General features: G+C 42.9%; 19 protein-coding genes. 12 read left to right on the top strand and 7 right to left on the bottom strand.

All coding sequences use genetic code 11. From position 1 onward, the window contains the following. Window positions 1-18 precede the first annotated feature (18 nt). A complete protein-coding gene (locus tag FD724_RS11055) occupies window positions 19-264 on the top strand; it encodes a hypothetical protein (protein ID WP_179072666.1) in 246 nt (81 codons plus the stop codon). Window positions 265-269: 5 nt separating this feature from the next. Here FD724_RS11055 and FD724_RS11050 read toward each other — a convergent pair whose 3' ends face one another. Beyond that, the gene (locus FD724_RS11050; protein WP_179072665.1) at window positions 270-989 is read right to left on the bottom strand and encodes a diacylglycerol/polyprenol kinase family protein; all 720 of its coding nucleotides are present in this window, start codon (window positions 987-989) and stop codon (window positions 270-272) included. A 155-nt stretch (window positions 990-1,144) separates the two neighbouring features. Continuing rightward, window positions 1,145-2,920 (bottom strand): DUF3685 domain-containing protein, encoded by a 1,776-nt coding sequence (locus FD724_RS11045; protein ID WP_179072664.1) that lies wholly within the window; start codon window positions 2,918-2,920, stop codon window positions 1,145-1,147. 145 nt (window positions 2,921-3,065) lie between these two features. Here FD724_RS11045 and FD724_RS11040 point away from each other — a divergent pair, with 145 nt between their 5' ends. Next, window positions 3,066-6,074, top strand: coding sequence for a pentapeptide repeat-containing protein (locus FD724_RS11040; RefSeq protein ID WP_179072663.1), 3,009 nt, complete (start codon window positions 3,066-3,068; stop codon window positions 6,072-6,074). A gap of 106 nt (window positions 6,075-6,180) precedes the next feature. On the opposite strand, the gene FD724_RS11035 is transcribed toward FD724_RS11040, so the two are convergent. Continuing rightward, window positions 6,181-6,627: a Fur family transcriptional regulator gene (locus FD724_RS11035; RefSeq protein WP_114082541.1), complete on the bottom strand. Its 447-nt coding sequence runs from the start codon at window positions 6,625-6,627 to the stop codon at window positions 6,181-6,183. 461 nt (window positions 6,628-7,088) lie between these two features. Here FD724_RS11035 and FD724_RS11030 point away from each other — a divergent pair, with 461 nt between their 5' ends. Continuing rightward, window positions 7,089-7,574, top strand: a complete 486-nt coding sequence (locus FD724_RS11030) for a CRR6 family NdhI maturation factor (RefSeq protein ID WP_179072662.1) — start codon at window positions 7,089-7,091, stop codon at window positions 7,572-7,574. A gap of 266 nt (window positions 7,575-7,840) precedes the next feature. Here FD724_RS11030 and FD724_RS11025 read toward each other — a convergent pair whose 3' ends face one another. Continuing rightward, window positions 7,841-8,800: a glycosyltransferase family 9 protein gene (locus tag FD724_RS11025; protein ID WP_179072661.1), complete on the bottom strand. Its 960-nt coding sequence runs from the start codon at window positions 8,798-8,800 to the stop codon at window positions 7,841-7,843. Between the two features lie 70 nt (window positions 8,801-8,870). Here FD724_RS11025 and ispD point away from each other — a divergent pair, with 70 nt between their 5' ends. From ispD to FD724_RS11010, 3 genes are all read left to right on the top strand, one after another. Then, window positions 8,871-9,554, top strand: coding sequence for a 2-C-methyl-D-erythritol 4-phosphate cytidylyltransferase (gene ispD / locus FD724_RS11020; protein ID WP_179072660.1), 684 nt, complete (start codon window positions 8,871-8,873; stop codon window positions 9,552-9,554). A 213-nt stretch (window positions 9,555-9,767) separates the two neighbouring features. Continuing rightward, window positions 9,768-10,310 (top strand): SMC-Scp complex subunit ScpB, encoded by a 543-nt coding sequence (gene scpB / locus FD724_RS11015; RefSeq protein WP_114082545.1) that lies wholly within the window; start codon window positions 9,768-9,770, stop codon window positions 10,308-10,310. A gap of 186 nt (window positions 10,311-10,496) precedes the next feature. Further along, a complete protein-coding gene (locus FD724_RS11010; RefSeq protein ID WP_012411319.1) occupies window positions 10,497-10,844 on the top strand; it encodes a DUF760 domain-containing protein in 348 nt (115 codons plus the stop codon). A 255-nt stretch (window positions 10,845-11,099) separates the two neighbouring features. Here the strand turns inward: FD724_RS11010 and FD724_RS11005 are convergent, their stop codons facing one another. Further along, the gene (locus FD724_RS11005; protein ID WP_114082546.1) at window positions 11,100-12,308 is read right to left on the bottom strand and encodes an HhoA/HhoB/HtrA family serine endopeptidase; all 1,209 of its coding nucleotides are present in this window, start codon (window positions 12,306-12,308) and stop codon (window positions 11,100-11,102) included. Between the two features lie 282 nt (window positions 12,309-12,590). Between FD724_RS11005 and FD724_RS11000 the strand changes: the two genes are divergently transcribed. Beyond that, window positions 12,591-13,484, top strand: coding sequence for a M23 family metallopeptidase (locus tag FD724_RS11000; protein WP_179072659.1), 894 nt, complete (start codon window positions 12,591-12,593; stop codon window positions 13,482-13,484). A gap of 150 nt (window positions 13,485-13,634) precedes the next feature. Here the strand turns inward: FD724_RS11000 and FD724_RS10995 are convergent, their stop codons facing one another. Continuing rightward, complete coding sequence (locus FD724_RS10995; protein WP_179072658.1) at window positions 13,635-14,663, bottom strand: cysteine hydrolase family protein; 1,029 nt, start codon at window positions 14,661-14,663, stop codon at window positions 13,635-13,637. Between the two features lie 478 nt (window positions 14,664-15,141). Here FD724_RS10995 and FD724_RS10990 point away from each other — a divergent pair, with 478 nt between their 5' ends. The 3 genes from FD724_RS10990 to FD724_RS10980 are packed head-to-tail and all read left to right on the top strand — an operon-like array spanning window position 15,142 to window position 18,945. Beyond that, window positions 15,142-15,765 carry a (2Fe-2S)-binding protein gene (locus FD724_RS10990; protein ID WP_179072657.1) on the top strand — a complete coding sequence of 208 codons (624 nt, stop codon included), beginning with the start codon at window positions 15,142-15,144 and terminating at the stop codon, window positions 15,763-15,765. Further along, window positions 15,752-16,735 carry a xanthine dehydrogenase family protein subunit M gene (locus FD724_RS10985; RefSeq protein WP_179072656.1) on the top strand — a complete coding sequence of 328 codons (984 nt, stop codon included), beginning with the start codon at window positions 15,752-15,754 and terminating at the stop codon, window positions 16,733-16,735. Before FD724_RS10990 ends, FD724_RS10985 begins: the two co-directional genes overlap by 14 nt. Next, window positions 16,732-18,945 (top strand): xanthine dehydrogenase family protein molybdopterin-binding subunit, encoded by a 2,214-nt coding sequence (locus FD724_RS10980; RefSeq protein WP_179072655.1) that lies wholly within the window; start codon window positions 16,732-16,734, stop codon window positions 18,943-18,945. Before FD724_RS10985 ends, FD724_RS10980 begins: the two co-directional genes overlap by 4 nt. Before the next feature lie 110 nt (window positions 18,946-19,055). On the opposite strand, the gene FD724_RS10975 is transcribed toward FD724_RS10980, so the two are convergent. Then, the gene (locus FD724_RS10975) at window positions 19,056-19,427 is read right to left on the bottom strand and encodes a hypothetical protein (RefSeq protein WP_114082552.1); all 372 of its coding nucleotides are present in this window, start codon (window positions 19,425-19,427) and stop codon (window positions 19,056-19,058) included. A 632-nt stretch (window positions 19,428-20,059) separates the two neighbouring features. Between FD724_RS10975 and FD724_RS10970 the strand changes: the two genes are divergently transcribed. Both FD724_RS10970 and FD724_RS10965 read left to right on the top strand, forming a co-directional pair. After that, entirely contained in the window at window positions 20,060-20,746 is a 687-nt protein-coding gene (locus FD724_RS10970) for a DUF4142 domain-containing protein (protein ID WP_179072654.1), read from the top strand. A gap of 525 nt (window positions 20,747-21,271) precedes the next feature. Beyond that, entirely contained in the window at window positions 21,272-22,414 is a 1,143-nt protein-coding gene (locus FD724_RS10965; protein ID WP_179072653.1) for an XdhC/CoxI family protein, read from the top strand. The last annotated feature ends 127 nt before the right edge of the window (window positions 22,415-22,541 follow it).

The following is a 22,541-nucleotide window of genomic DNA, read 5'->3' as shown; positions in this document are numbered from 1 at the left end:
GCGCTGTCAAGGTGAGTTTTGTATTCATTACTAGCTCTGAACTCGGAAGTTGAGCCTTTGAACTCGGAAGTTGAGCCTCTGAACACGGAAGTTGCACCTCTGAACTCGAAAGTTGAGCCTCTGAACACGGAAGTTGAGCCTCTGAACACGGAAGTTGCACCTTTGAACACGGAAGTTGAACCTCTGAACTCGGAAGTTGCACCTCTGAACACGGAAGTTGCACCTTTGAAGGCGGAAGTTGCACCTTTGAACACGGAATTTTGAAAATTTTAAGAGAACAGGTGAAGATTTTGTTTTATTACCCACACTACGCCAGCCGTGACTAAAGGCACACTGAGGTTATCTGTGCCGTGGGGTGAGACTGCCTCTACTAGGGTGGCGAAAGTAGCAGCTACCACCGCCGTCAACAATGCTAACCCAAAACCTAAAGGCGTTCCTAGAGGACTCAGTGATGAACCAGGTAGCAGCAACAGCACCAAGAAAATCACTACCGTACTCGCCACAAACATTGCTGCCGAACCTTCCCAGGAACGCACTGAATTTCCTACTTGGTATTTATGCTGCCCGAAGCGTCTACCGATTAATGCTGCTAGTGCATCACCCCAGGTCATCGCCATTATCCCAGCAACAGCGATCGCAACGCTATCTACTGGCCCGTCTGGTCGCCACAGTAGCCCGAAAAGCAATGTCACTGAGATAGCGAAATAAACTGTACCAGGTGAGCTATCCTGAGTATCCATTGCCCCAATGAATCGGTAGCGGTAGAACAGGTAGTTAAGCCCTATAAAGGTGGCAAAAGGTATAATTCCGATTTCCCAGCGATTAAACAATAGCAGGACACCGAAAACCCACATCCCTGCACCAATATGGATTACCTTGCGGGTCAAATCCGGCTTTACACCAAACAGCCTACGCAGTCCCTCGCCAATCACAAGCAAACTAATCGCGTAAATATAAGAAATTGCTAGTCCGATAAAGTCATTTGTCATTTGTCATTTGTCATTTGTCATTTGTCATTTGTCATTGGTCATTGGGAACAAGGAGAATTGGGGACAAGGAGAATTGGGGACAAGGGGAAAGTACTTGTTTCAAGTTCTCACCTCTTGCCCCCTTGTCCCCCTTGCTCCCCTGCCCCCTTCCTTCTTCACTTAGTGCGATCGCTATTGCGTCTCAGATTCTTTTCTAGTAACGAAACGCTACCAATACCTTGAAGAATACCACGACCGATTAAACCTAAACCACGACCAATTATTTGGGTAAGGATGAAGACTATACCGCTACCTAAAAAAGATAATAGTGATTTTAAACGCGGTGTGATCGCATCACTAAATTCTAAAAGTAAAGTTACTATTAAAGGAATATTAGAAAGTTTTGCTAACTCCTGATTCCGAGGAGCATAAACTGAAGTTTTGGCAATACCACGAGGAGCAATAACAAATAGATCGTAGCGACTTTCAAAAACTGCTTTTGGCTCCTCTATATAATTAATTAGACGATACTTCCACGATAAATCATTTCTAAAACGTTCAATCTCTCTGGTGGAAATAAATTGTCTGCCATATAAATTTTGCTTCATGATTTCCACATCTGCTAAAGAATTTAACAGTGGTTGCACTACTCCATTCGCTACCTGAATCAACAAGTTCTCTAAAATCATTAATGCTTGCGACTTCGCTTCAGTCCCTAATACAGGATATGACGTATTATCAATTCTCAATTCTGTTTGAAAAATTAGATAAGAATATAACTCAAAAACTAGCGGAATCTTGTTGAGAATATCTCTTTGCACAACTTCTATATTTTGCAGCAAAAAATTAACAATTCCTATATTTTGATTTCCTATTTTTATTTGAGAAAATTTTCCAAAAAAATCTGTAATCGCTGCTTGCCATAAATCGCGCAATAATATATTTTTTACCTCATACAATTGATTTACATCAAGTTGAGAAGCACGCAATTCATCCAATTGTTCAGTCAATTTTTGCAGGATAAGATAAAGCAATTCCCGCTTTTTATCTTCACGAAAGATATCAATTTCTAAAGGTAAATCTGTGACATTTCGTAAAGGGAATTGAAGTTTGGTAACGCAAGATGCAAACAAGTTAAATTGTACTGTTCCCAGACTAAGTAAAGGTAAAACAGTTTGCCGTGGCTGAATAGCACTACTCAATGAAGGGGTAAGAGGTGGCTCATCAGCAACCGGAATATCTTCCTCTTGCCTTTCTTGTGATGAAACTAACAACCGATTTAACAACCAACGAGCCGCTAGCAGTTCTCGCCTCTGTCCAGCTAAAACTGCCCGATCTAATACTGGTAATCCAGGAACTTGTAATTGTGCTGTGACTACGGCTAGGGTAACGTCAATGTAAGCAATTCCTGACAAACGTAAATTATTTCGCTGTCTATAAAAAGGGAGTGGGGAGTTGGGAGAGACGCGATTAATCGCATCTCTAATAGGGAGTGAGGAGTGAGGAGTTGCGATCGCTTCCGTGTTTCGAAACCAATATTCACCACCATCTGCAACTTCTTGCATGGCAGCGACTAACTCAGGAAGTGGTGCACCCTTGGGGCAGTAGCCATTTACACCAATAGATTTGGCCGCTAATAGCAGTCCTTGTTCTTGCACAGAACTAAGAAGCAGAATTGGCAGGTTGGGATATAAGGCTTTGAGTTGCCGACAGAATTGTAAACCTAGCTGCTGGCTGGTGATGGAGCGACCATTACCGAATTCCAAAACGACCAAATTCACCTGTTTAGGGTCTTCTTGGGCAATTTCTGCTAAAATCTGCAAGGCAGTGGTATCACTTTCTACTACTCCTGTTACTTCCAGGTTAGGAATTGCTTCCAAAGCTACCCGTAATCCCAAACGAAAAATTGGGTCTTGGTCGAATAACAATAATTTTAAAGGGCGATCGCTCATAGTCTACTCAATTACACAAGCACTGTTTTTTACCAATCAGAAAACAGCTTTGATACAAAACTTTGTCTCCACCTATTGTTACCTGTTTTTGCAAACTGAATAAATCGATCATAATTGCCATAAGCAGCTGTCACTGTGTAATTAAATGAACTTGAGTATTCGGAACTGGTTAGCGGAACGCTATATCGCAATCAATCAAATCAGAGGATTTTCGGCGGGGCAATTGGCAGGTATTGCCTACCGAATTGTTCAGGATATGGAAGTCAAAAGCCTCATGCCTTTTGATATCTGTACCTTGGTTGAGGTTTTAGAACTGCCTTTAGGGATTGTTTGGGAAGAAATCAGTCTGATTTCGCAGTTAACACAAAACCTGTTGCGTAGCCTCAGCCAGAAAAAACCGTTAAAACGTAATGAGGGCACATGGCTAGCGTTTCAAATTGCCTATCTCCAGGCTTTGCAAGCAATTCTAGAGCAGGAAGCAAGCCTAAAAAGACCGTGGTTAGATCGGGCAAGTATACCAATCCAAGCGCAAGTACTTAAAGAAGACGTTGGTAAACTCATCCTCCAAGATTCGCAACTGCAAGGATTGCTGAAAACTCTCAGCCCAGGTAAATTAACTGATACACAAGCGGAACAAGCACTGTCTCTGGTTGCAGATTCTTTACTAGTGCAACAAATAAATCATGCTGTCATCGCTTGGTTTGTTGCCAATGGTGCAGAAGAATATGAAGCTAAACTCTTAACACAGCGTTTAGTTCACTCACTTCCTGGTGACATACTCGTAGTGGTTACTGAAAATGCTGCCCCTTTAGCCCAACTGCAAAAGTTTTTCCGTTTGGGAATTTCATTAGCCCCCAGTTTTATCGCTCCAGAAGCTGGTGCTACAGTTGGTGAGAAAATTGACTTGCACCGAGAACACTACCGTGCAAGTTTGATTAAAAACCTCAGTATGCCTTTACTTATAGAATCCTTTACCCTCAAGGATATCTATGTGCCACAAAAAGGCTTACCAATAGAGGAAAGTATTTCTGATGTGGATAAAAAAGCTGTTAAGTCAGTTGATTTAAAAACATGGGCGCAGCAACAGCTAGCTGATTTAGAAACGATCGCTGTCATTGAGTCGGAACCTGGTTTTGGAAAAACCAGTTTTTGCCAACTTTGGGCAGCAGAGATAGCGCAAGAAGTTTACCCTATTTGGATGCCTATAGTAATTAGGTTAAGGGATGTAAAATATGGCAAAACTTTAATCGAAACTCTAAATTCTGCTTTTGATGTTAATCTTTCAACCTGGTTAGAGCAAGAAAATATTCCTTGTCTGTTGCTGCTGGATGGTTTGGATGAACTGCCCCCTTCTGCTTATGGTGTAAGGGCAAAAGCAATTTTTGTTCAGCAACTACTGAACTTCCAATCTCAACATAGACACAAAATTGTGTTAACGAGCCGCTCAACAACATTACAGGAAATCGCCCCAGAGATCCCCCTATCATTGAAGCGAATTATCATTCAACCGTTGGATGTGGACGAATTCAAACAATGGTTTCAGCAGTGGGCAAAAGTACAATCGTTGGCGATCGCTCAAAATTTCTTTACATTCTTAAAACAGTCAGGCTTATTTGCCAGCCAATCAAGGTTTTCAGAATTATCTACCCTTGTTCGTCAACCCCTAATGTTGCATTTATTGGGGATTTTACACCGCGAAGGACTGCTAAATGATGAAGTATTACAACTAGCTGTTAATACCCCAAAGTCTTCTGTACTATGGGAAATTTATCACCGCTTAAGTCGATGGTTGTTGGGTTATCCGCTAACTGGTGGGATTAAAACGATGCTGCTGCGCTCAGGATCGGCTCATATCCACCGGACTCCAGAAGCGATCGCTAATTTACTTGCTAATCGTCATCCCCAAGATTTACTCGATCAAATGCAAGCGATCGCTCTGAAAATTTTACACTCACAACGTCATCAAATTAATTTGGCTGGTGAATTTAACACTCTACCAGGATTTTATTTTAAAATTCGGGACTTAGAAAGCCCAGAAAAAACTAGTTTAATTGAGTTTTCGCATATTAAGTTAGGAGAATTTCTTTGTGCTAAAGCTGTGACTGCTGAGTTGAAATTATTAACTCAGTGTCAAAATGAGGCTTATGGTTCTCTCACTTTTGTAGTAGATTCTCCCAGTAGCGTTGCCCAGCATATTTATAATTTACTAGGTTATGGGATACTGAGCCAGGAAATTGAAGAATTGGCGATCGCAATTTTACGCCGCGAACAAAAGCACAAGTTTTCTTTTGAAGTTTTATTTCAACGTCTTTTGTCTTTCTGGCGTGCTTACTGTCAAGGCTATTGGTTAGACGAAGGGATAGCCCATAAAGCTTGGACTCATTTCCACACACTACAAAACCCCGTGAATGTTGAGCAAGTCAATGCTGCGGTGGGATTGAATGTATTTTTATTGCTTTGTGCTTGCTATCGAGAAACCAAAATTCCTTTTTGGCCTTGTGGGAATCCGCTCAATTTAACAGAATTCAATCCAGAAGCTTTAAGTGCGCTAATTGCTAGAACAAACGTTCTTCACAAAAGTGCCTTTGCAACCCGAATCAAGTCTCTGGCTGGACTCAATTTATCGGGAGCCTCTTTGTTGCAAGTAATGTTAACTGGGGTAAATCTTGAGCAGACAAACTTATCCAATGCGGAGTTAATTGGAACTAATTTGGCTGGAGCCAATTTGCAACAGGCTAATCTGACAGGTGCAAACCTTCAACAAGCTAACCTTACAGACGTAAACCTCGAACAGGCAAACTTGACAGGTGCAAATCTTCAACAAGCTAACCTTACCGGAGCAAATCTTAATTCGGCCGATCTCACCAAAGCTTGCTTCTTTGATGCCATCCTTACTGAGGCTGGCAAAAAATTAGCTGCTGATAATGGTGCTTTTTTCTCTAAAGAGTCGTTTCAAAGACTGAAAAATTTGCGCTCATCGCAACAACCCTTTTTAAACACCATCCAAATTACGCCAAACACAGATAGAAATTGGAATAAACCCCCTGTGAGCGGGCTAATTGAAAGCTCCGAAGGCACAATTTTACCCGTAGGTTTCTATGATGATGATGTCGATGATGAAACAGTTTTTGGCGATAATTCTATTGAGGAATAGGGCATTGGGCATTGGGAATTGGGAATTGGGGAAAGACTTGTTTCAAGTTCTCACTCTTGTCCCCTTGTCCCCTTGTCCCTGCTCCCTGCTCCCTGCTACCTGCTCCCTACCCTTCTTCAGGGTTACGGTAGCCAACAAAGTTAATACTGTAGTCAGTAATTCGCACTCCTGTTTCTTCTTCAATTTTGCGGAGCAAATCTTCTGGTAGTTCCACATGAACATCAAGAATTTGATTTGTATCGACACAGTTAATATGACTGTGAGAGTCACTTATATTGCCGTACAAACGGCCATCACAGCGCTCAATACATTCAATAATGCCTTGACTGGATAATGCTTCTAAATTTTGATAAACAGAGGTATGGCCGATCTCTTTACCTTCTTGGTTCAAGCGATCGTAAATCTCTCTAGCAGAAAGATGTTCATTTGCTTGCCAAAGTAATTCCAGAATAAAGCGACGCTGACGACTGACGCGCATACCCAAGATTTGACACCTATCTAGCGCATCTTCTAGAGAACGAATTGGTTTTGTTGAAATTGTTTGTTTTTGCATATTACAGCTTGTTAACTGTTAAGGGAATTTTCCCACTTCAATTTTTATTGGTTATTTAATATATGCAATAATATTGCACACCATTGTTCTACCTGTACTTGTGTTTTGGCTTGTGATGCTGCGGAAGTAACAGGTGAGGTTAAATAATGACCTATTGCTTGCTTGTTGATGGCTACTTTGTCAGACCTTAATCTAAAACAAACTCATTACAACTTTAACTTAAAATTGATGTAAATGTCCACTTTGGGGCAGGCATTGGCTTTCCTAAGTAGTGTGATTCTCAAGGCATACTATGTAAATCGGATGAATAGTAAGTATAAAATGCAATTTTAAAAAGAATTAGTATCACTAAATACTAATTGCTTTGTAAAAAATACTTTGTGCTAGTAAGGGTCAATGTAGCGTCAATCCCTGAAAGCTGCTACTGTAGATTGTCGATCCTAAAGTTGAGCAAAAAGAAAGTGGCTGCTGAGTCAAAGACAATTGCGATCGCACTCAATAATGACTTCATTAACAATCTGGATCTGTCACCTGCCTCAACGGTGATTGAACAAATGCTGCAAGATGGGGCCGCATCCCATGAACAGCAACTACGCTTTGATATCAATTACGATCTCGAACCTGGCGATCCACGGGAACTCTCAGAAATTCCAGAAATCCGGCTGTGGTTTGTGCGCCTAGATGCCAAATACCCCTGGTTAGCATTTTTACTAGATTGGAAAGCTGGAGAATTTGCTCGTTATGCCGCCATGCTAGTACCACACCAGTTCAGTTCCCAAGATGGCATTCAGTACAATCCTGAAGCCTTAGAAATATTTTTGATGCACAAAATCTTTATTTTAGGTGATTGGCTCAAACAGCAAGATATCCCTAGCCTCTCGCGGTTAAAGTCTATGGCTCAAATGCTGGGTTATGAATTAGATGATGCTTTTTTTGAGATATTTTAATAAGAATTCAGGAGTCAGGAGCCAGAATTCAGAACAGGGTTAAGCAACTGGTGGATAGCGTAGCGTCTCATAGAGAACGTCTTGATTCTAACTTCTGTTAGCGGTAGCGGGGCGTTTAGCCCATTCTGAATTCTGAATTCTTCTTTAAATACTGAAATAACCGCAAAATCTAGCTGTCACAACCAGGTTTTGCGGTCATTCAACAAACGCATGACTACATTAGATATCCAATAGACTAATTGCAGAAATTGGGACAAACTGCTGGTTTAGCCACCCCAGATTTTCTCTAAAACTGCGTTTGGTGAAACATCCGCTGTTTTTCCCGTGGGGGATGCAATGGCCAGGAATTTATCGTTTTTCGGCAACAATTTAGCTGGATCGGTGGGCCCAAATAGGGCGATGGTATAGGTTTGGACTGCAACACTCAGTTGTAGTGCCGGACTATCAGTAGACAACATCAAATTTGCCCCGGCGATCATAGCAGTTAACTTGCCAATATCATCTGGGGCAGTCACTTTGATATCTGGAGAAGACCCCAGAAGCGATCGCACAAACTGTTCATCGCCAATTCCCTTAACAACCACCACAGGCAGTTCAGGCTGCTTGTCTTGGAAACCTTGAATAATTTGATGCCAACTTTCGACAGGGTAGATTTTATCCAGTTCTTTAGCCTGAGATAACTGGCCAGAACCGCCATGAATCAAGATATAGCCTGTTTCATGCACCCCTAAGCGTTTTTGTTCTTTTTGTGCCCACTCAATATCTGGTTTGGGCACATTTACTGCTAACTCTGGGACAGGACTATTTATTTCCAATGGTTGCAGCAAATCGTGATATGCTGCCGCCGCATACTGGGATGCTTTAAATGGCACAGTGTGGGTCAGAAAAACCGAACCATTGCCTTTGTAGCCAATACGTATGGGAATTCCCGTCAACCAGAGCAAAAGACTAAGCAACCAAATTTGCTTAACAACAATCACAACATCGTATTCGCGATCGCGAATTGTCCCCACCAAGTTACCCCAATCTGCCAGACTATTACGGTCGTTAAAATCAAAGTTCAGCACCTCGTGAACTGACTTGCTCACTCGGTAGGCAGCCTTTGACCGGGGTTCAACAACGACATCTATTTGAGCGTCAGGGTAATTGCGCTTCAGGTCATCTAGAGTCGGAAAGAAGAGAATTTGGTCGCCAATTCCGCCAGGTACAAGGGCTACTACTCGCATAATATTTATTGACGCTTAACTCGCTCCCTATTTTAGGGGAAAATATATAGCTTAAAGATTGAGGAATTCTGTGTATTTACTAATTCCAGCTGCGGGAATCGGAAAAAGAATGGGTAGTAACCGCAATAAACTCCTGCTGAAAGTGCGATCGCAACCAATTATTGCTTGGACTCTATTAGCCGCAGAAGCCGCCAATACAATCAGTTGGATCGGGATTATTTCTCAGCCTACTGATTGGCCAGACTTCAGAGCAATTCTCGCCGATCTCAAGCTCACTAAACCAGTGGAATTTATTCAAGGCGGCTCCACGCGTCAAGAATCTGTTTACAACGGCTTGCAGGCTTTGCCGCTAGCCGCAGAACAAGTGTTGATTCACGATGGCGCTAGATGTCTCGCCACACCAGATTTATTTAACTCTTGTGCCCAAGCCATTCGCCACTGTCCCGGTTTAATTGCTGGTGTACCCGTCAAAGACACCATCAAAGTTGTCGATGAACAAGGCATAATTCAAGAAACACCCGACAGACAAAAATTGTGGGCGGCACAAACTCCCCAAGGATTTGATGTCAAGTTGTTGAAACAGTGCCATGCTGAGGGAGTCCGGCAAGGTTGGGAAGTAACTGACGATGCCGCTTTATTTGAAAAGTGCGGCATCGAAGTCCGAATTGTCGAGGGAGAAGAGACAAATTTAAAAGTGACGACTCCACAAGATTTAGCGATCGCAGAATTTATTCTTACAACTAGAGGCTTTTGAGAAGGGAATAGGTAATAGGGTACAGGGTACAGGGTACAGATTATTTTCTGTAACCTGTCACCTCTCCCCTAATCCCCATGCCCAATTTGAGAGTATCAAACAATATTTTGACAATTTACGATATAATGCCACACACTTGTTGATTATTAGTTGTCATGTACTAATGACCAATGACTAATGACTAATGACCAATGACTAATGACAAATGACTAAATGATTACAGCCACAGCGACGAAGATAGAAGCAATTCTCTATTTAAAGGGTAAACCCTTGTCGCTCGGCGAAATCGCCGAGTATGCAGCGTGCGATCGCGCCTCTGTCAAAGAAGGCATAATTGAACTCATGGACAATTATGCCCACCGAGATAGCGCCCTAGAGGTAATAGAAACCCCTGATGGTTATAGTTTGCAACTACGGTCTGATTTTCAGGATTTAGTGCAAACGATGATACCAGTAGAATTGGGTGTAGGTGCATTGCGGACTTTAGCTGCGATCGCCCTCAATAGTCCTATACTCCAGAGCGACTTAATTAACTTGCGCGGTTCAGGAGTATATCAACACGTTCCCGAACTCGTAGAACTTGGTTTTATCCGCAAACGCCGAGACAGCGATTCTCGCTCCTACTCACTCCAAGTAACCCCAAAATTCCATCAGTATTTCCAAATCGAACAACTCCCACAAATACTTTCCAACAACCAAAAGGAAGAACAACTAGAACTAGAACTAGAACTAAAGGGAATAGGGAATGGGGAATAGGGAGCAGGGGGACAAGGGGACAAGAGGTGAGAACTTGAAACAAGTCTTTCCCCTTGTCCCCAATTCTCCTTGTCCCCAAGTCCTCTTGCCAATTCCCAATCCCAATGACTTATACCCGTGGTGAATGCGCTAGCCTTGTACTATGGTTTAGAGTAGAGTTAGCAATTAAGCTAAATAAAACTGCCAATGGTGTTTAATCCTGACTTTTTAAATGACAACTCCGAGGAACACCCTAATCAACTTCTTTCCGACCACGCTGAGGAATACCCCAATCAGTTACTCAAATATCTACAACATCAGTCTCCTGATGTTCTAGCGAGGATTGCTCAATCCGCTAGCCCCGAAATTAAACAAATCATCTCGCAAAATGTCCAAGGGCTAGTGGGAATGCTCCCGGCAGAAAATTTCAACGTCCAAATCACAACAGATCGGGATAACTTAGCTGGGCTTCTAGCGTCGGCCATGATGACAGGGTATTTTCTGCGCCAGATGGAACAAAGAATGCAGTTAGAGCATTTGTCTAATGGTCAATAGTCAATAGTCAAACATTCTGGGACTATTGACCAAATAATTACTAATTCGTAATTCGTAATTCGTAATTCAAAAAGTTACAGCAACCCACACTGGATTAAAAATTCAGTGGTTAACAAGACATTTCTAGAGAGTTCAAGCTTCCACTGATAACGTAGCGGTAGCAAATTCGGTGATTCCTGCAAAGAAGCAAGCTACGCGCAGGATCTCTTAGAGAGCGTCTTGCAATTACGAATTATCAATTACGAATTATTTTGACTACTTCCTTTCAGGATAAGCTCCTGATTGTACTTTGAAGGTTTGAATTTTCCCGCTACGATTGACTTCGATAGCTATGATGTCCCCAACTTTGCTGGACTCTACCAGCTTTTGAACTTGGGCCGAGGTTTTGACTGGTTTACCATTAACTTTTTGAATCACGTCTCCAGGAAGCAATCCTCCGCGCTTGGCTGGAGAATCGCCTGTGACTCCTTTAATCACAATCCCAACATCCTGCTGAATGTTCAGTTGATTTTCTTGATTAATCTGCTGTTTTTTGATGGCAGAAAGGTCTGCCATTTCAACACCCAAGAAGGGATGTTCTACACGCCCTTTGGTAAAAAGTTCATTGGCAATGCGGGCGGCGGTTTCAATGGGGATCGCAAAACCGAGTCCTTGAGCATCAGCGCGGATGGCAGTATTAACACCAATCACTTCGCCTTGAGCGTTTAACAAGGGGCCACCGGAATTACCAGGGTTAATTGCAGCATCAGTTTGGATAAAGCTGACTCGCTTATCTGGTACACCAACTTGAGTGCTGGTGCGATCAGTAGCGCTGATAATGCCGATAGTGACAGTATTATCTAAACCCAGAGGGTTGCCAATTGCGATCGCCCACTGTCCTGGTATTAAGTTTTGCGAATTGCCCAGTTTTACAGTTGGCAAATGATTCGCTTTTATTTTCACCACTGCCACATCTGTCACAGAATCAACACCTACCACCTTCCCCTCTAAACTTCGACCATCCTTGAGGGTGACTTGTACTGTATCTGTATCTGCTACTACATGAGCGTTAGTGAGTAATTCCCCATCCTCGCTCAAAATAAATCCCGATCCTGTACCGCGCTCAATCCGTTCTTCGGGAATTGGTTGCTCATCCTCTCCAAAAAATCGCCGTAAGAGCGGATTTTTTAAGGCATCAGAGATGGGATTGGCAACTTTGCGAGTGGCATTAATTCGCACCACAGCCGGGCCAACTTTTTGCACTGCCGTCGCAATAAAATTCACATTATCGCCTCCAGTAGCCCCAATTGCCCCGCTAGGAGAATTTGGCATTACAGATTCTGGAGGCGAAGCCATTGTCACATTTCTTAACTGTTGGAATGAGGAATTTTGTAGCAGGAGATAGCGACTGCCAAACAAACCTGCACCACAGCCAAATACCACTAAGAACAAATAAACACCTAGTTGCTTTAAAGATAACTTCATAACAATTCTGCTTAAGGACAACAATGCAGTTGCTAATTTCTAAGTGTAGTCAAGCTAACGGCAAGTGGACAGATCAATTTACGAGGAATTAAGTATTGGGCATTGGGAATTGGGAAGAGGACTTGGGGACAAGGAGAATTGGGGACAAGGGGAAAGACTTGTTTCAAGTTCTCACCCCTTCTACCCCTGCTCCCTGCTCCCGTTCCCCTCTGCCCCCCGATCTCCCCACTTCCCACACTCTCCATCTAAAATTTAAAGTTAATGCGCTCTTGATCTATATACATGACTTTACCCTTTCGTCAACTGTTTCTCTGTAGCCTAGTTAGCGCCTTGGGCCTAGTAAGCATACTGCCAAACTTTAACAGTGCTAACGCTGCTGTAGGTGGTTGCCCGATTCCAGCCCTATCTCGCTTCCAACGCCATAAAGTTGTTCGTGGCGAAACTTTGGAGAGCATAGCGCAGCGCTACAATCTCATACCTACAACTATTATTGGCATGAATCCAGCTTTGCAGAATGGCGCACTTGCAGCCGTTGGTAGTGTGCTTCAAATTCCTCCCTACAATGGGATTGTAGTTGAAGTACCTCGTGGTCAAACTTGGCGACAAGTGGCAGCACAATACAAAGTTCGTGCTGATAGCCTTTTTGAGGTGAATGGCTGCCAACAAGACCCCAGAATCGTGTTTGTTCCGGGGGTAAATTGGTCGCCCAATGGCGTTGTAACTAAGTCCCCTTTACCTACTGATGCAGGTACACCAAACCGTGCATCCCTGTCGGGATATCCCTTGGCACAAGTTGCAAATGTAGGATTAGCTTATGGATGGCAAATTAATCCGGCGACAGGTGAAGTTTTCTTCCACAGTGGTGTTGACTTATTAGCACCAGTTGGTAGTAATGTGTTAGCGATCGCTCCTGGAACCGTAGCCTTTGCTAATGACCAAGGTTCTTATGGCAAGTTGGTCATCATTAACCACAGTGGCGGGCTTCAAAGCCGCTACGCCCAGCTTGACACTATTAAGGTTACTGTTGGTCAGCAAGTAAAAAAAGGAGACTTACTAGGAACAGTAGGCACAACTGGCAAACCAACTTCCACTCAACCGCATCTCCATTTTGAAGTGCGTTCTAGCTCATCTCTGGGTTGGGTAGCACAAGACCCAAAGGGTTATTTGAAGAAATGAGGAAATCAGGAAGCAGGGGAGGCAGGGGGCAAGAGGGACAAGGGGACAAGGGGAAAGGGGAAAGGGGACAAGAGGTGAGAACTTGAAACAAGTCTTTCCCCTTGTCCCCAATTCTCCTTGTCCCCAAGTCCTCTTCCCAATTCCCAATACTTAATTCCCAAATTCGCTAGATTTTATGATGTGCATTCCTGCCTCTGCAAACCTTGCAAATGCTGCATCTGCCTGTTCTGTGTAGTCCACAATATTTGGAACAACAACGGGAGAAGTGCAATCTTCTAAGAGATAGATTTTTTGAGCAAGGGTAGCATCTACCTCTTTAATTTCTGTTAATAAATCGTCAATTGTCCAGGCAACGCAATGACTTTTAGCTTGACCTCCAATAATAACAGTATCAAATTCTAAAAGTTGCTTAATTAAACGAGTGTTCTTTTGACCAAGTGGACGTTGTTCAAAATCTTCCAACACCTCTGGACGTAAGATCGAATAGTTTTCTGTTAAAGGATTTTCACCCTTGATTTCAAATTGTGTTTGGCTTTGACGAGCAATACTATGGAAAAATATTGCTTCCTCCACCGATGAAACTAAAGCATGACCAATACCGCCCAACATAGAATGATAAGGCCAAATTGTGAGAGGATATTTACCATCTTGACTGAGTTTTCTAACGTAATGATAAGCGTGTTTTTCTAATAATTCATAATCCCCATTAGTAATACTGTCAGCAACTGCTGGGTTAACCTTCCAGATACCTTGTTCAATGTCTGCCAAGGTGATGTTAGTTGCTGCTGGAGTAGGATGTTCTCCGGCAGCATTCACCCAAAAGATAGGATGGAAGATTTGCGTTGCTGTATGGGTATCTAGAGTAGGTACAATTTTTGTAATGACTCCCAAGTTGCGATAGATAAACTCACATAATCTGACGTTATCATTCACCGCCTCATTCCCAGATTTTCCACCTACAAATAGTTCAAAATTGGGAATGCAAAAAGTATTTTGAACATCAATTAACAATAGGCAAGTACGCTTTGCATCTGAGGATGCTGGTTTGATGTCATGTTGTTTTATCCAAACTTCAGCTGCTGCGGCAATTTGTTGGTAAGGTACACGCCAGACCTCTCCTACTTTATCGGGGTTAAAGTGTGGGGGAATTGGTAGTTGGGTTATTGTTTGGGTATTCATAATTTCAGCTTTCGATTTTATATTAGGATTTACCGACATTCAACGAATTATTCTTTGAGCAAAGCACGATTTTGGATGTCATGGGTTGAGTAACAATACTCTACTCAACCCTAACCTCCAATTATTAATACAGCAATAAATAAAAATATTTTTAGTTCTAGAACAGGATGATAAGTAAGTGGGTATAAATAATTTTTGTTGGATAAGGCAATAGGCAACAGGCAATATATATGAGGGTTTTAGCCTAGTTCGTTTTTCTTTACATAGTTTGATTTTATTGTGCCAACTTATTTAACTAGGGATGATACTTAGGACATAAATCTTCTGGTAGAGAGACGAGAACAAGATGAAATTGTATTCTGTTAACAATGTTATTTTGAGGTAAATATTTAAAAGGTAAAAATGATTTTTACTAAGAATTTAAGCCAGAAGAATTACTGAATATTATTACTCAACAAAAGCAGAATGGAGTAAAAAGATGAAGTTTCGCCTAAGACGGCGTAGATTGGGCCAATTGATGCTCGTCAGTACAGTAGCGACTACGCTCAGTAGTTTTGCACAGCAAACTGTGGCACAAACTCCGATAAAAAAAACTACCCCCATGCTGAAAAGTTCGATATCTGAAACTATGCAGGTAATATTACAGGTGAACGGAACAAAACATAGTTTGCAAATTGAACCGCGTGTCACCTTACTTGATGCACTTCGTGAATATATAGGGCTAACTGGCAGTAAAAAAGGTTGTGACCACGGTCAATGTGGTGCTTGTACAGTGCTGGTTGATGGACAGCGAATTAACTCCTGCCTGACTTTTGCCATCATGCACACAGATGCTGCCATTACAACTATTGAAGGTCTGGCGCAAGGAGACAATCTGCACCCGATGCAAGCCGCATTTGTTGCCCGCGACGCATTTCAGTGCGGTTATTGCACACCGGGACAAATTTGTTCGGCGGTGAGTTTAGTCAACGAAGGGCACGCTAAGTCAGATGACGACATTCGGGAATTGATGAGCGGTAATATCTGCCGTTGTGGTGCTTATCCAAATATCGTGGCTGCTGTCCGCGATGTCTTAGAAGGAAAAAAAGATGCAGCCGTTTAACTATCAAAAAGCGCGACAAGCGGAAAATGCCGTGGCTTTGGTGGCTCCAGATGTCGAAGCCTCGTATCTTGCTGGTGGTACTAGCCTAATCGATTTGATGAAGTTGAATGTGCAAACGCCAAGAGAGTTGGTTGATATTAACCCACTCCCATTAAGCAAGATAGAAATGCAAAGTAACAATCTGCGGATTGGAGCAATGGCACGCAATAGCGACGTTGCTTATGATGCGATAGTTCAACAGCGTTACCCTGTGCTGTCAGAAGCGTTGTTGTCTGGAGCATCACCGCAACTGCGAAACATGGCAACAGTGGGCGGAAATTTGCTACAACGTACCCGTTGCTACTACTTCCGTGATACTTCCATGCCTTGCAATAAGCGTGTTCCTGGTTCCGGCTGTGCGGCAATTGAGGGTTACAACCGGATTCACGCAATTCTCGGCGGTAGCGATCGCTGTATTGCCACTCATCCTTCTGATATGGCGGTGGCAATGGTGGCACTTGATGCGGTTGTGCAAACACGGGGGCCGAATGGAGAGCGGAGTATTCCACTTGTAGATTTTCATCTTGTCCCTGGCGAGACACCAGAACGGGAAACAGTTCTCCAACATGGAGAGTTAATTGTTGCCGTTGACTTACCTGCTTCACCCTTGGCAGCGCGATCGCACTATTTAAAAGTTCGCGATCGCGCCTCTTATGCTTTTGCAATGGCATCAGTGGCGGCAGCGCTAGATATTCAAAATGGGATCATTCGCTCGGCTCGCATTGCCCTTGGTGGGGTAGGGACAAAGCCTTGGCGTGCCTACGATGCAGAAAAAGCCCTCGTGAATAAGCCAGCAAACCAGGCAGCATTTCAAGCAGCAGCAAATGCTGCCGTTGCTGGAGCTAAACCTCAAAAATACAACGGGTTTAAGGTCGAACTGGCTAAACGCACCATTGTTAAGGCGCTGACAACAGTAGGAGGGATGGCATGAATGCAGGGGATACAAATATAGTTGTCGGCAAACCACTCAACCGAGTTGATGGCCATCTGAAGGTGACGGGTGAAGCACGCTATGCAGCAGAGTTTCCAGTCGCAAAAATGACTTATGGAGTCACAATTCAAAGTGCGATCGCTAAAGGGAAGATTGCCCAAATTGATACAAAGGCGGCGGAGCAAGTACCGGGTGTATTAGCAGTTATTACCCACCTCAACGCGCCCAAAGCTGATGGAGAAAAGGGCGGCGGTCATAAGGTGCAAGTGTTACAAGATAACACTGTACTGTATAGCGGTCAGCATATTGGTGTCGTCGTTGCCGATACCTTTGAACGAGCGATGTATGCTGCCTCACTCGTACAAGTTCGCTATGACGAAGAAAAACCCACCATCAATATGCGCGAGAATCTCGCTAAGGCATACTTTCCTAAAGGTAAAATCCCTAGAGAGGAATCGCCCGATTCATCTCACGGCAATGTCAAGCAGGGACTAGCGAATGCTGCTGTGCGCGTCGAGCAGACTTATACCACTCCAGTGGAAAATCACAATCCGATGGAGCCTCATGCGACAACAGCAGTTTGGCAAGGCGATGAACTGCTGCTGTATGACGCAACTCAGGGAATATTTTCGGCTCAACAAAAAGTTGCGGAGGTATTAGGAATTAAGCCTGAGAAAGTCCGCATTATGTCTTACTTTGTGGGCGGTGGCTTTGGTTGTAAAGGGTCGGCTTGGTCGCACGTACCACTAGCAGCGATCGCAGCACGGCAGGTAAATCGCCCAGTCAAATTAGTTCTGGGACGAATACAAATGTATGGGCCTGTCGGCTTCCGACCAGAGACAATTCAACAGGTTTCTTTGGGTGCTACCCGCGACGGAAAATTAACTGCACTCCGACACACTGGCACTTCACAGACTTCAACTTTTGATGAATTCATTGAACCTGTTGGTAAAAGCGCTCGGATGATTTACGCTTGCCCGAATATCGAAACTAGCCATCGTCTGGTTCAGCTAGATCAGGGAACACCAACCTATATGCGTGCCCCAGGTGAAGCTTCTGGATCGTTCGCCTTAGAGTCGGCAATGGACGAACTCGCTTATGCGCTCAATATCGATCCGGTGGAACTGCGCCTGCGTAACCATGCTGATGTCGATCCTAGTAAAGGACTGCCTTGGTCAAGCAAGTCACTCATCCAGTGTTACAAGACAGGAGCAGAAAAATTTGGCTGGCAAAAGCGTAATCCTAAACCCCGTTCGATGCGAGACGGCAATTATTTGATTGGTTGGGGTATGGCAACGGCAACTTATCCGACCAATCGTTCTCCGGCATCAGCGATCGCTCAGATTATGGCAGACGGTACAGCCGTAGTGCAAAGCGGTTCTCAAGATATTGGTACGGGTACTTATACTGTCATGACTCAAGTTGCAGCTGATGCGCTTGGTCTAGCAGTTGAGAAAGTTCGCTTTGAACTAGGCGATACTAAGATGCCAGAAACTCCCATTTCCGGTGGTTCGCAAACAGCAGCTAGTGTAAGTTCGGCTGTACATTTAGCGGGCAATCAAGCTCGTAGTAAACTTTTGCAACTAGCACTTGCCGATCAAAAATCGCCGCTTTATAGTTCAAACGCTGAAGATGTGATTGCCCAAAATGGTAGCTTTTTCTTAAAAAATAAATCGTCTGTAAGCGAAACATATCAAGCAATCTTGGCACGACATGGAATGAAAATGATCGAAGCACGTGCAGATGCCAAGCTGGGAGACGAACAAAAGAAGTTCTCAATGCACGCATTTGGATCGCAATTTGCCGAAGTCCGCGTTAACCCTGATTCCGGCGAAGTGCGAGTAACGCACTGGGTGGGAAGCTTTGGTGTTGGACGCATACTCAATGCTAAAACAGCCAACAGTCAACTCATTGGTGGGATTGTCTACGGTATCGGTATGGCACTGATGGAACATACGGTTATAGACCCGAATCTAGGACGCGTTGTCAACCATGATTTAGCTGAATATCACGTACCAGTAAATGCAGACGTTCCTGATATTGAGGTGTTGTTTGTCGATGAACACGATCCACATATCAACCCGCTTGGTGTCAAGGGGATTGGGGAAATTGGCATTACCGGTGTTGCTGCGGCGATCGCTAACGCTGTTTATCATGCCACAGGTAAGCGCGTTCGTGATTTGCCAATTACATTAGATAAACTGCTGTAGTCATTTGTCATTGGTCATTGGTCATTGGGCATTGGGCATTGGGCATAGCTCAAGAATCAATAGTTCTTCTTCCCCTGCCTCCCCTACTCCCCCTGCCCTCCATAGTGCGGTTACGCGATCGCAACGGCCTTTTTACGAGAAGGACGTTTGCGGTCTGATTTTTTCTTCAATCCCACTGCTTGGGCTTGATCGCTATCTGAGCCATATTGCCCGCGCACGACTTCTTTCATCGCTAATACAGCATTATGAAATTCCCATTCTGCTAATCGGGCAGCATCAGCAGCAGCCCGGTATAAAGCTAGTTTCTCAGTTTCAGCTTGTTGAGAAATTAACATCGCCTGATAAACTTCCTGTAACTTTGCTGATGACGCATCAACACGGGTTGTATTGTAGGTGCTGACGGTTTGCAAACCGTGGAATGAGCTAATATCTTGACTAATAGTTTGAGGACGCAAACGGCGTGTTGTATCTTGGATAGTCATAGATGTATAAGTATTATTCTGTACATTTAACGTACCCATTACAACTTAAAATCTATCAGTAAGATTAATTTAGATAGATATTTAGTGAACAATAATTTATAGACGCAAAAGCGCGTAGTGAGACGTTAGCGTATCGGGCCCAGCCAGTCGAATTTCGTGTCTTTACATTGCATTGTGAATGTATCAACTTGCATTGTGCATGTATGGGCTTACATTGTGAATGCATCGATTTGCATTGTAAATGCATCAACTTGCATTATCAACACATCGGCTTGCATTGTGAATGCATCGACTTGCATTATCAACACATCGGCTTGCATTGTGAATGCGTCTTACGGAGTAAGTTTCAAAACACACCTTAGTTAGATTCTCTATGCCAAATTGTCGTGATACTATTCGGCTTATTCCTGTTATTGCTTGTAGGAGGCAATTATAGAGATCGGTAAACGCAGTTTTTAATAAACTGCTTCCGCTTTGGGATTAAAGCAAAACGACACTACAGCAATGAATCCAGATTGTCTGGGGTAAATATTAGATTTTAACTCGTCATTAAATTAGCGATCGCACCTAACTATCCGATCGCGACAGTTTTGCATTTCAAAATACACTTTTGTTTAAGGAAAACGTTGATTATGTCCAACTTCAAAATATTTTCTACTGGTTTAGCAGCGATCGCTTTATCTGTCGCAACTGGTTGCACACCAACTACTCCCCGCGACCAGAATACATCGGAAGTTCCATCTGCTCAGTCTGTGCAAGCAACTGAGAGTCCATCTCCAACTGCTTCCCCAACTGTGTCACCAACTACATCAGGTCAAAATAATCTTAGTTCTTCAGACAGACAATTTATCACTGAAGCGGCTCAAGATGGTTTAGCAGAAGTCCAATTAGGACAACTTGCATCACAACGTGGAAAGAGCGATGTAGTTAAAAAATATGGACAGCGTATGGTTCAAGATCATACCCAGGCAAACGCGCAACTCAAACAGTTGGCAGCTCAAAAAGGTGTCACGCTACCAACTAGTATCGGCAGCAATAATCAGCAAATCAAGCAACGTTTATCTAGGCTTTCTGGTAGTAACTTCGATCGCCAATATCTGAATCAGATGCTTCAAGCTCATGAAAAGGATGTCGCGGCATTTCAAACTGAAGCTCAACAGGGACAAGATCCAGATGTGAAGGCATTTGCGGCTCAAACGCTACCAACCCTCCAACAACACTTGGAAGAGGTTCGTTCCATTGTTAATCCTGGTGGAACTTCAAATAGCAGCCCAACTAGCACTCCAACTAGCACCCCAACTCCAACCAGCACCCCATAAATCCCAAATTTCATCGTTAAAAAACCACAAGAGCAAAAACTAATAACCTTGATTTACGAAGCCGCACAAACAGGCAAAACAATCTCTCTACCTTGTGTATTATCAGGACTGGATGCCACTCGTGACCCCGCTCCTAGAATGCTTCATTAAAATTGAAGCGTTTCTTAAATGCAGGGGGACGCATTAGCATTGCAGAGGAACGCATTAATTTAACTTAGTACAACATTTCATTAATTTGTAACGAATTTCCTGCGCTTACCTTTGCGCTCCTCTGCATTTAAATAAAATTAAATCTTCAAGCAGTTCGTTAAAAAAATTGACTTTCACAAATAGTTATAGCTCAATAAAGTTCAGTTAGCGTCAAAAACTAACGAAAATATTGGGTTTCTTTCCTCAACCCAAGCTACGATTATCCTTGAATGAAGTGTATTGAGTTATAGCCTTAACTAAACTCTATTAGTTTTTATTGTCACTATCATATCCTCAAGCTTCAAAACTACTATAAATAGAAAAATAAGCAATCAAATGAATGAATTACAAGCAATTTTAGAAGGCTTTGAATCCAGTCAAGAAAGTGGTGAAATCACTTTTCTTGCCACTGTAGTTAAAACTCAAGGTTCAACCTATCGCCGACCTGGTGCTAAAATGTTTATGACAAATACAGGTCGGATGATCGGAACAATCAGCGCTGGTTGCTTAGAGAATGACGTATTTGAGTATACTCAGCAACGAATGTCAGACGGCAAACCAATTCTTGTGACTTACGATCGCACCGCCTCGGAAGATATTCTTTGGGGTTTTGGTTTAGGATGCAATGGCGTAGTACAAGTTCTCATCGAACGGCTTGAGAGAAAAAGCATACCCAATGCGATCGCTTTTACACAAGAGTGCTTTCATAAAAAACATTTGGGTATCATTGCTACAGTCTTTGCTTTTGAAGGCGAGGTAGATGTAAAACTTGGGTCGCGCTTGCTGCTGTATCCAAATGGTAAAATTGTCACTGACATTAAAGATCCAAATTTAATTGAATCTCTGAGTGCAGATGTTCAAGCGGCCTTTGTTAATCAAAAGTCAAGCGTCAACAACTATCAGTTACCTTTAGGCAGTGCAGAAGTTTTCATCGAAGTCATTCAACCACCCACACCTTTAGTAATATTTGGTGCAGGTTATGGCGCTTTACCCGTAGCAAAGTTTGCTCAAGCATTAGGTTGGGATGTTACTGTAGTTGATTGTCGAGCTAATGAGACAACTAGAGCGCGATTTCCTCTAGCTTGTGATGTGATCCTTAGCAATCGAGACATTATACATAAACAGATTTTTATAGATGTTCAAACAATAGCTGTAGTAATGACGCATAATTATCTTGACGATCTAGAAATTTTAAAAATGATGCTACCATCTCCTGCGCGTTATATTGGCGTTTTAGGGACAAAGTATCGCACAGAAAGATTGCTGCAAGATTTATCCAGCAAAGGGATACTTCCTACTAGTGAACAATTAAATAGATTGTATAGTCCTGTTGGTATTGATATCGGTGCAGAGACACCAGAAGAAATAGCGATCGCCATCATTGCAGAAATTCAAGCAGTGCTGAGAAACCGCAATAGTAATTTTTTAAAAAATCGTAATCAACCAATTCATAAAAGTTATCAAGACAATTTTAATTAGTGACTAAGTATCTAGGCATAAATAAATTTAAAGTTTGTAGTAAGGACTTTAGTCCTGATAATCCTTGCTCTGAGCGATAAATCGCTCACTACAAACTAAGAGTCTATTTTATATTTAATTATGTCTA

This window comes from Nostoc sp. C057 (assembly GCF_013393925.1).
GTDB classification, from domain to species: Bacteria; Cyanobacteriota; Cyanobacteriia; order Cyanobacteriales; family Nostocaceae; genus Nostoc; species Nostoc muscorum_A.
This window is presented reverse-complemented; position numbering and strand designations above follow the sequence as displayed.